The sequence below is a fragment of the Aeromonas aquatica genome (genome assembly GCF_000764655.1).
Classification (GTDB): domain Bacteria; phylum Pseudomonadota; class Gammaproteobacteria; order Enterobacterales; family Aeromonadaceae; genus Aeromonas; species Aeromonas aquatica.
Genome location: NZ_JRGL01000041.1, coordinates 1 through 7,130, shown reverse-complemented (window position 1 = coordinate 7,130; position 7,130 = coordinate 1). Strand labels below are relative to the sequence as shown.

Annotated in this window: 5 protein-coding genes; 3 read left to right on the top strand and 2 right to left on the bottom strand. The window is 54.3% G+C overall.

What is annotated here, in order from left to right:
- Nucleotides 1-414, top strand: a 414-nt coding sequence (locus LG30_RS22345) for a hypothetical protein (RefSeq protein WP_161785822.1), incomplete at its 5' end; no start/stop codon positions are given.
- Nucleotides 415-428: 14 nt separating this feature from the next.
- Nucleotides 429-839 carry a hypothetical protein gene (locus tag LG30_RS21950; RefSeq protein ID WP_152599102.1) on the top strand — a complete coding sequence of 137 codons (411 nt, stop codon included), beginning with the start codon at nucleotides 429-431 and terminating at the stop codon, nucleotides 837-839.
- A 601-nt stretch (nucleotides 840-1,440) separates the two neighbouring features.
- Here the strand turns inward: LG30_RS21950 and LG30_RS0107485 are convergent.
- Both LG30_RS0107485 and adhE read right to left on the bottom strand, forming a co-directional pair.
- A complete protein-coding gene (locus LG30_RS0107485; RefSeq protein ID WP_033130087.1) occupies nucleotides 1,441-2,676 on the bottom strand; it encodes a cyclic di-GMP phosphodiesterase in 1,236 nt (411 codons plus the stop codon).
- Between the two features lie 108 nt (nucleotides 2,677-2,784).
- Nucleotides 2,785-5,460 (bottom strand): bifunctional acetaldehyde-CoA/alcohol dehydrogenase, encoded by a 2,676-nt coding sequence (adhE, locus tag LG30_RS0107480; RefSeq protein WP_033130086.1) that lies wholly within the window; start codon nucleotides 5,458-5,460, stop codon nucleotides 2,785-2,787.
- A 925-nt stretch (nucleotides 5,461-6,385) separates the two neighbouring features.
- Between adhE and LG30_RS0107475 the strand changes: the two genes are divergently transcribed.
- Nucleotides 6,386-7,021: a YchE family NAAT transporter gene (locus LG30_RS0107475; RefSeq protein ID WP_033130085.1), complete on the top strand. Its 636-nt coding sequence runs from the start codon at nucleotides 6,386-6,388 to the stop codon at nucleotides 7,019-7,021.
- The last annotated feature ends 109 nt before the right edge of the window (nucleotides 7,022-7,130 follow it).

The window sequence follows — 7,130 nt, the reverse complement described above, 5'->3', positions numbered from 1 at the left end:
TTATATGACCTTCTATCTCACCTTCCTTATGAAGGATTGTTGTCGCAGAGCAAACACAATAAACAGATTGAAAGAGATAAACTCAGAGCGAAAGAGAGAAATGCAAAAATGAATAGGGCAAAAGTACTTAGCAAAAACATTGTTGGTAGAACAACAAAAAATGCAGTATTAAATGCTTCATCCGTGCTTGGTGAATCGGTCCCATTTTTAGGGGTTGGTCTTATTGTGGCCGTCACGGTATCAGATTTGACTACTGCTTGTGAGACAATCGCTGATACTAATGAATTGCTGACAATTCTCGAAGAAAAAGAAATGACAGGTGAACAAGCTAGCGTTTGTGGGATGAAGGTTCCAAGCATCGGTGAAATTGAGGATGTTATTGGTGGAACGATTTATCATGCCCTGAATCCATGAAGCAGGTGTGATTTATGAGGATTGCAACCATTGCTGTAATTTTACTTGGCTTACTCACGTTTCAAACAAAAGCGGAATGTTGGGTTGTGGCTAACATGAGTGGCTATTCTGCGTCAGCTTGGAATGGCTATGAGTTCAAAAAGGATAAGATTTCTGATGGATATTGGAAGATAACAATTGCTGGTAATGAAAGTAATGAGCTTAGGGTGGTGGATGGCGTCAATACAACTAAAGTTCCGTATATTAAAATATCCAAGAGCACTATAACTAACTCATATTCTGATGAGAATCAATCTGTTGTGACTACTTGGTCTATTGCTCCAGAAAACAAAGCAATTCGCTCTCAGGTTAGAATTAATAACGAAAATGCTTGGTCGCAAGCATATACAATGGTCGGTGATGTACTCGGTCCTTGCAGCCCATAGATAACTAGAGCGTTGCTAGAAGACTCTTAGGGGCGATACCTCAGCGATAGATGCGATGTTGAAAGACTAAGAAGTAGTTTAAGGGGGGTCGATAGGCCCCTTTGAACCGTATTACCAATTGAGTTCTTTGACCACATAAACAAGGTCAGATACTGGAACATCTCTCATGTAAATGCGGGCCACGCCCATTGATGGTTCATGACCTACCATCTGTTGAAGGTGGCGTATCATCCAGTTCCCACCGGTCACCATATCGTGAGCCAACGATGGGGACACCGTTACCGGAAAAGGTGTCTGGCAAACATCCTAGGTGAAACGAGTGATACACCGTCTGGGGCGGTAAAAAGCTCCCATTTGCTACACAAAACGGTACACGAGTCGGTACACGTTGTGCGAAAAGCTGGGGGTTACAGTCCTCACTGTTAAGCGTCACTGGAACAAGGTTATTTGAGCCCTTAAACCTAGAAGGCTGGTGGGGTAGGGTACCTAATCTTGTACCTAATTGTGTACCTAACGTTGTCTGACGAAAAGAAAGACGCTAGTGTTCATGCGGGTTGCGTTATGAGCCACCTTCAATCTTTCACCAGCTTCTGGGGATAACTCAGAAGGCAAAATAGTAACAGAAACGCCGGGTCAGGTTGAAAAACAGCCGTTGTCCCTCGTCCAGCTCCTCCTGCCTGATGCAGGCGGTGATGCTTCGCTCATCTTCCCGCAGATCGATCATTGGTACGGCTTCCGGGCGCTGTCCCCTGACATAGGGCAGCAGCTTGGGCTTGAGGGGCATGCTGGGCTCGGTCGAGAGCACCAGTGCCACCGACCCGTCGTCGAGGCGAACCAGCGAGCCAGGCGGATAGACTCCCAGCACCTTTATCAGCAATCTGACCAGATCTTGATCGAATTTCTTCTGGGACAACTTGTAGAGCTGGCCGATGGCCTGGCTCGGCGCTGCAGGGTTACTGCTGCTGCGCGGGTGCAGCAGCTCGTCATAGTAATCCACCAGGCCGATGAGGCGGGCGAGGGGAGGGATCTCCCCACCCTTGATGCCGAGTGGGAAGCCGGTGCCATCGAGCCGCTCATGATGTAGATGGGACACCTCGCGGATCCTGGGTTCAAATGCCTTCAACTGGGTGAGCATCTCCAGCCCATATTGGGGATGCATATTGAGAAAATTCTGCTCGGCGCGGCTGAGCTCCCCCCGCTTCTGGGTGATCTGGCTCGGGATCCGAAGCTCGCCGATGTCGTGTACCAGCCCGGCCAGACCAGCCTCCTCGATCTCGATGGGGCTCATGCCGAGCTCGCGAGCCATCAGCATGGCGATGAAGGCCACGTTCAGGCTGTGCTGCAGCAGGATGTCGGTGTGTTGGCTGCGGATCAGGTGCAACCCGAGCGGTCCTTCATGTGCCCCTAGCTGAGCGGCGGCGCTACGCACAATCTGCGCCGTGTTGGCGAGCCCCTCGTCAGGCTTGAGATTGAGGGCCCCGAGGGCATCTCGCAGCTCGGACAGGGATTGGCCAAACGCCTTGTCAGCGGCGCGCAGGGAGCGGCGAAAGGCCTTCTCATCGAATATGGGGAGCTCGGGGCTTTGCAGCTCGTCTTGCGCAGGCGGACTCAGGCTCAAAGGAGCGGGTTCGGCGTGCAGCAGGGGTTCGACGGGCAGATCACTCTTGTCGGGATCCACCATCAGCAGAGTGAGTTCGAGGAGGCGGAGGATGTCGAGCTGTTGTTGGTCGCGGATCTTGAAGGTATTGAACAGGAAAGGGTGGCTGGTCCAGCCGGTGGGAAGGTGGATGTAGTGGCCGACTCTCAACTGCTCGATGGAGGCTTGGATCAACGCCATAACGTGCTCTTGTGTCGTAGTTACCTACCAACAAGCTAGCAAAATTAAGCAGATAGACAAATAAAAAAGCCCGCGCGGGTGCGCGGGCTTGTATGTCAGGACCGGTTATCAGGCCTTGGATTTCTTCTTGCTATCAACCTTGGCTTCTACCTTGGCGGCAACCGGAGCCGCTACCTGAGCTTCCTCGGTGAAGGGACGGCCGTAGTAGGTGTCCATCAGGATGGCTTTGAGCTCGGTGATCAGCGGGTAGCGCGGGTTGGCGCCGGTGCACTGGTCATCGAAGGCTTCCAGCGCCAGTTGATCAACCTTGGCCAGGAAGTCAGCCTCGTTCACGCCAGCTTCACGGATGGAGGCCGGGATACCCAAGGTGGCTTTGAGCCCATCCAGCCAGACCAGCAACTTCTCGATCTTGGCGGCGGTACGGTCACTGGCGGCGGTCAGACCCAGGTGGTCAGCGACTTCAGCGTAGCGACGACGAGCCTGCGGACGGTCGTACTGGGAGAACGCGGTCTGCTTGGTCGGGTTGTCGTTCGCGTTGTAGCGGATGACGTTGCTGATCAGCAGGGCGTTGGCCAGACCGTGCGGGATGTGGAACTCGGCACCCAGCTTGTGCGCCATGGAGTGGCAGACACCCAGGAAGGCGTTGGCAAACGCGATGCCGGCGATGGTGGCAGCATTGTGCACCTTCTCGCGGGCTACCGGGTCGTTGGCACCGTTCTGGTAGCTGGACGGCAGGTATTCCTTCAGCAGTTTCAGCGCTTGCAGAGCCTGACCGTCGGAGTACTCGTTGGCCAGTACGGAAACATAGGCTTCCATGGCGTGAGTGACCGCATCGATACCACCGAAGGCGCACAGGGACTTGGGCATGCCCATGACCAGGTTGGCGTCGACGATGGCCATGTTCGGGGTCAGCTCGTAATCGGCCAGCGGGTACTTCATGCCGGTGGCGTCGTCGGTCACGACCGCAAACGGAGTGACTTCAGAGCCGGTACCGGACGTGGTGGTGATACAGACCAGTTCGGCCTTCACGCCCATTTTCGGGAACTTGTAGATACGCTTGCGGATGTCCATGAAGCGCATGGCCAGGTCTTCGAACGCGGTGTCCGGGTGCTCGTACATGACCCACATGATCTTGGCCGCATCCATGGGTGAACCCCCCCCCAGCGCCAGGATAACGTCCGGCTTGAAGGAGTTGGCCATCTCGGCGCCCTTGCGGACGATGGACAGGGTCGGGTCGGCTTCCACTTCGTAGAATACTTCCACTTCCATGTTCAGCTTCTTGAGCAGACGAACCACGTCGTCGGCATAGCCGTTGTTGAACAGGAAACGGTCGGTCACCACCATTGCACGCTTCTTGCCTTCCAGATCACCCAGGGCGATCGGCAGGGAGCCACGACGGAAATAGATGGATTTCGGAAGTTTGTGCCACAGCATATTTTCTGCCCGTTTTGCGACTGTCTTCTTGTTGATCAGGTGCTTGGGACCGACGTTCTCGGAGATGGAGTTACCACTCCAGGAGCCGCAACCCAGGGTCAGGGAAGGAGCAAGAGCGAAGTTGTACAGGTCACCGATACCACCCTGAGTCGACGGGGTGTTGATCAGGATACGGGCGGTCTTCATCTTGTCGCCGAAGTATCTGATGCGGTCGGCGTTGCGATCCTGGTCGGTATACAGACCTGAGGTGTGGCCGATGCCACCGATGTTGACCATGTCACAGGCCATCTCGACGGCTTCTTCGAAGTTCTTGGCGCGGAACATGCCCAGGGTCGGGGAGAGCTTCTCGTGAGCGAACTCGTCTTCAGCGCACAGTTCCAGACCTTCACCGATCAGGATTTTGGTGGTAGCAGGCACAGTCACGCCAGCCATTGCTGCAATCTTGGTCGCCGGTTGGCCCACGATGTCGGCGTTCAGCGCACCGTTGATCAGCAGCACCTTACGGACCTTGTCCGCTTCATCTTTGGACAGGATGTAGCCATCGTGGCTGGAGAAACGCTCTTTCACCTGGTTGTAGATGGAGTCAACCACGATGACCGCTTGCTCGGACGCACAGACCACACCGTTGTCGAAGGTCTTGGACATCAGGATGGAGGCGACGGCACGCTTGATATCGGCGGTTTCGTCGATGACGATGGGCACGTTACCGGCACCCACACCGATGGCGGGTTTGCCTGAGGAGTAAGCGGCCTTCACCATGCCCGGGCCACCGGTGGCCAGGATCAGGTTGATGTCGTTGTGCTTCATCAGCGCGTTGGACAGCTCAACGGACGGTTGATCGATCCAGCCGATGATGTCTTTCGGTGCACCGGCGGAGATGGCAGCATCCAGTACCAGCTTGGCAGCGGTATTGGTGGAGTTCTTGGCGCGGGGGTGCGGGGAGAAGATGATGGCGTTACGGGTCTTCAGGGAGATCAGGGCTTTGAAGATCGCGGTAGCGGTCGGGTTGGTGGTCGGAACGATACCGCAGATGATGCCTACCGGCTCGGCGATGATCATGGTGCCCATCTCGTCATCCTGGCTCAGGATGCCGCAGGTCTTCTCGTCTTTGTAAGCGTTATAGATGTATTCGGAGGCGAAGTGGTTCTTGATAACCTTGTCTTCGATGATACCCATACCGGACTCTGCCACGGCCATTTGGGCCAAGGGGATACGGGCGTTGCTGGCGGCCAGGGCGGCGGCACGGAAAACCTTGTCTACCTGCTCTTGCGAGAAGCTGGCGAATTCACGCTGTGCTTCTTTGACGCGGGCAACCAGTGCATCCAGTTCAGCCAAATTGGTTACTGCCATGTTTATCTCCTGATGATTTGAAAACTGTTTAGTAAGACCTTGGCAATGCCCGGCAATTATAGTCGCCCTGTCAAGGAGAGAATCACCATAACGGGGTATTTACATGCCTTACTAAATCGCTTTCTGAGTCGATTATAGGGCCGGGTCGACTCAGAAAAACTTGATCTGGATCATATGTAACAAAAGAACAAAAGAAATTTTGTTTCACAATGCAGGGATGCCAGATGTTGCGAATTTGTAGAGTAGAGCGGAAGCGGGATGAATGGCAAGTGAATGACGACACATCCGTCATATTTCAACCAGTTAGCACCATACACCTCGATGTTCCCTGCGCTGGCAGAGGGATTAAGAGCGCTGTGGCACCCGAGCGGAGGCGCTGATCAGCTAGCAACAGATACTCACCGGCGTTTAATTTATGTTGGAAAAGTGGTTGTTGTTTTAATCCACGCACGGCACTCGCGCACCACGGCAGGCAGATCATGTGGCGGCGACATCGCGGCTGTCACGCACAGGGACAGGGCCCTAATGAAAGGGGGCTGCCATGGGTGGGATGGGGGTTGAGAGTCATGGGGGAGGGAGGTGTGGCCGCCTTGGGCTGCGAGTGGGGCCTGTCCTGGGCGCCGAACATGGGGCAGAGTGACCTTCTGCCAATATAAATCCGTATAAGTACGGTTGTATCGAATAAATCACCGTCTGTTTATTGAGTGGCAGAGTAAGGTTCTGATGATATACACCAGTACGTTACATTTGGCTGCTTAGTATTAACAATTCAATATGTTGCAATTTCTCGTTCCATTAGAGGAACTAACTGAAAAGCCACGGGAAGGGTGAGATTATTTGATTGGTGAAGGGAAAAGTCATGGTGTAAATTTACGCACAGTTTGATGGGGGGCCCTGTGGCTCGATTTGGTTCTGGATGGCGCTTATGGCAGCAATTGACTTCTCTTTATACCTGAAATTTTTCGTCGGCCTGTTTGCGATCATCAACCCGCTGGGTCTGTTGCCGGTGTTCGTCAGCCTGACCGGCCACATGCAGCCGGACGAGCGAAGGAAAACCAACACTACGGCCCACATCGCGGTGATGATCATCCTGATGGTCTCCATGTGCATGGGGCAGCTGATCCTCGATGGCTTCGGGATTTCACTGGCGTCGTTTCGTATCGCCGGCGGCTCGCTCATCACCCTGATCGCCTGGTCCATGTTGCAGGGCAAACTCGGTGAGGTGAAGCACAACAAGCAGGAGAAGGGGGAGTTAGCCGCGCGTGAATCCATCGCCGTCGTGCCGCTGGCACTGCCGCTGATGGCTGGCCCCGGGGCTATCTCCTCTTCTATTGTCTACGCCAGTCAGAAGACCCTGCCCCAGCTGTTCGGCATGTTCCTGGTGGTGATGGCCTTTGCGTATTGCTCCTGGCTCATCTTCCGCGCCGCCCCCCTGCTGTTCAAGCTGATGGGCAACACCGGCATCAACGTGGTGACCCGGATCATGGGCCTCATCATGATGTCCCTCGGTATCGAGATCATGGTGGCGGGTATCAAGGGAGTTTTCCCCGGATTGATGTGATTCAGGTCTGTTTTGTCGGAGCCGGTCCCTGTGACCGGCTTTTTTATTGTTTCTTTTTTGTTAGCCATTTTCTAGAATCGAGCGGCTTTGTATGAAAAGCGTCCGTCAG

Excerpts from the sequence above, each read along its gene's own strand:
- adhE (WP_033130086.1), bottom strand. The coding sequence starts at position 5,460 with ATGGCAGTAACCAATTTGGCTGAACTGGATGCACTGGTTGCCCGCGTC.
- LG30_RS0107485 (WP_033130087.1), bottom strand. The coding sequence starts at position 2,676 with ATGGCGTTGATCCAAGCCTCCATCGAGCAGTTGAGAGTCGGCCACTAC.
- LG30_RS21950 (WP_152599102.1), top strand. The coding sequence starts at position 429 with ATGAGGATTGCAACCATTGCTGTAATTTTACTTGGCTTACTCACGTTT.
- LG30_RS0107475 (WP_033130085.1), top strand. The coding sequence starts at position 6,386 with ATGGCAGCAATTGACTTCTCTTTATACCTGAAATTTTTCGTCGGCCTG.